We start from the raw sequence: 2754 nt of genomic DNA on the forward strand, positions 1-2754 counted from the left end.
ATCAGTTACCTCTCATTTTCTCAATTACGATTTGTCAACCCCTTGAACGATTACAACCGATTATAGGACTGAGCGACAGGATAATGTTCTAGACATGGGGAATGGGAGAGGATTAGGCGGCCCATTGAGCTAATTCTCTTTTCATCACCTGCTAGGGTACTTGCATCTGTTCCCTATCTAAACTGCAAAAACTCACAGATTGTGAAGTATGGCAAAACAGCAGAAGGTAAGCAGCGTTATGAATATTGCAATCAAGTGTTCCCATCATAGCTTTACCCTGGACTACTCCTACCCACAATTAAGCAATAAACTAGGAATATGGCGATGAATAGCAGTGGAATTTAAGCTACGGCTCGTGTACTCAAAGTAATACCCATAACGGTGATTGAGGAATTAAAAAAAGATCGTCATCTTGAGCTATTGACCTTCATGTCCAGAACACTACCCGTTTGTAGGTGACGAGCATCTTGCCACATGATGTCACATTGACGTAGAAAATCATTCAACACATTATGGAGTCGGGAAGTAGGAGCCATCGTCTTTGCTGTTAGATGTGGTAACCTTCCAGCTTAAACTAAGCTCTGCTTCCCTTCTAGTTTCCGTTTTAAGATTAGCTAGTTTCAGGGAAGCATCAGACTATGGCTGGATTCGAGCGGAACATTGCAATTGTTATCGGTATTAATCGTTACGGTAACGGGATTCCTCCCCTACAAAGTGCCGTTCCTGACGCAGAAGCAATCGCCCAAATTCTACAGGACGAACACCATTATGATGTCCAACTCTGTCTCGATGAAGCTGCAACACTAGAAGGCCTGACGGTTCTGTTCCAGCAGCTTCAACCTCAGTTGGACGATCGCCTCCTTTTCTACTTTGCCGGACATGGGATTGCAATCATGGGAGATGAAGGTCCGGAGGGTTATCTCATTCCTCAAGATGCCAGACTCGGCGAGGTATCTACTTATTTTCGCATGACTGAGGTAGAAGCTGCACTGACGCCACTGTCCTGCCGCCACTGCCTAATTATTCTCGACTGCTGCTTTGCAGGAGCATTTCGCTGGTCTAGTACCCGTAAGCTTGAGGTGATCCCCGAAGTCATTCATAAAGAACGATACGATCGCTTTATCGACAGCTTTGCCTGGCAAGTCATCACTTCCGCATCCCACGATCAATATGCTCTGGACACACTTGACCTAAAGAACGATCGCGGCACCGATCGAACCCGCACTCAGCATTCTCCCTTTGCAGCGGCGCTCATGGACGCGCTCAGCGGCGATGCAGACATATATCCACCCGGCAAATCAGAACAACCACCTGGTGATGGAGTGATTACGGCAACTGAACTCTATCTCTACCTGCGCGATACGGTTGAAGTGCCAACAGATGCCCATACTCTGCGCCAGACACCTGGACTCTGGTGTCTCAAAAAACATGATAGAGGCGAATACATTTTTCTGACGCCTGGGCACATTCTGAATCTGCCTGCGGCTCCTTCGCTAGAGCCAACTGAAAAAGATAACCCCTACCGCGGTTTGAAATCCTATGAGAAAGAACACGGTGCCCTCTTTTTTGGCAGAACAAGTCTGATTGAAGAGCTATGTAATTTCCTGTGCGATCGTCCTTTTACCGTGGTTCTGGGTGCATCGGGTTCTGGGAAATCAAGTTTAGTGAAAGCAGGACTGATTCCTCATCTAGAAGGCTTTGAGAGTCAGAAACTGCAGTCAAGCCAGAAACTGAAACGCAAGGGACAGCTTCATCAACATCAGCAGTGGGAGATTCTCGCAATCGTTCGTCCTACTGAAGCACCACTGACCGCTTTACAGGAGGCTTTACAAGAGAGCAGGCTGTTGATTGCAAATAAACTGCAAACTGCTCCGACGGACTCGCAGACACTCATCTCAGTGATTCAAAATTGGAGCCAGCACTATTCGGATAAGAAGTTACTTTTAGTGATTGATCAGGCGGAGGAACTGATTACCCAATGCCGTGATGAAGAAGAGCGGGAGCAGTTTTTACATCTCCTCACGGACATGCTGAGGGAATGTTCTAGTCATCTGCATATTGTGCTGACGCTGCGATCAGACTTTGAACCCCAGCTCTGCGAATATTCAGGGCTGAAATCTCAGTGGATCAGTTCACGGTTTGTGATTCCTACAATGACGCGAGAAGAATTGCGGGACGTCATTGAAGGACCAGCCTCAGCAAAAGTGGTACACTTTGAGACGCATGAGCAACGCGGCAGCTTAGTCGATCAGTTGATTAAGGAAGTTGAAGCCATGCCCGGAACCCTACCACTTCTCTCTTTTGCCCTGAGCGAACTCTATTTCAAGCTAGTTCGTCGCTTCCGGCAAGCGCAAATCGATGATGGAATGCCTGACCGCGCTATAACCTGGCAGGATTACGATGAACTGGGTGGCGTCCCCCGATCGCTCACAGGACGGGCAGACCAAGAATATGATGCGCTGATTCAAAAAGATCTAGCCTACGCTCAAACTACTCGCAACGTCATGCTGCGGATGGTAAATATTGATGGTGGATCAGCCACAAAACGAAAAGTCCCCTTCTCGGAATTAAAATATCCAGATCCGGAGAACGATCGCGTGAATCGGGTTGTGGAACAATTTGTGCAGGCGCGTTTGTTAGTCAGGGATAACGACAAAGACATTCCTTATGTAGAGCCTGCCCACGATGCTTTAATTCAGGGGTAGTGCCCTGAAGGGAAGGTTAGAAGAATAGCGTGGTATCAAGCAAGACCTA

1 protein-coding gene is annotated in these 2754 nt (G+C 47.6%); it reads left to right on the forward strand.

Features of this window, described 5'->3' with window-relative positions; genetic code table 11:
- Positions 1-638 precede the first annotated feature (638 nt).
- On the forward strand, positions 639-2705 hold the full coding sequence (locus tag AC5JMP_RS14390; protein WP_495852175.1) for an nSTAND1 domain-containing NTPase: 2067 nt from the start codon (positions 639-641) through the stop codon (positions 2703-2705).
- Positions 2706-2754: the final 49 nt, after the last annotated feature.

The sequence above is a fragment of the Drouetiella sp. genome (genome assembly GCF_059504425.1).

Coding starts and splice junctions, on each gene's coding strand:
- AC5JMP_RS14390 (WP_495852175.1), top strand. CDS start 639: ATGGCTGGATTCGAGCGGAACATTGCAATTGTTATCGGTATTAATCGT.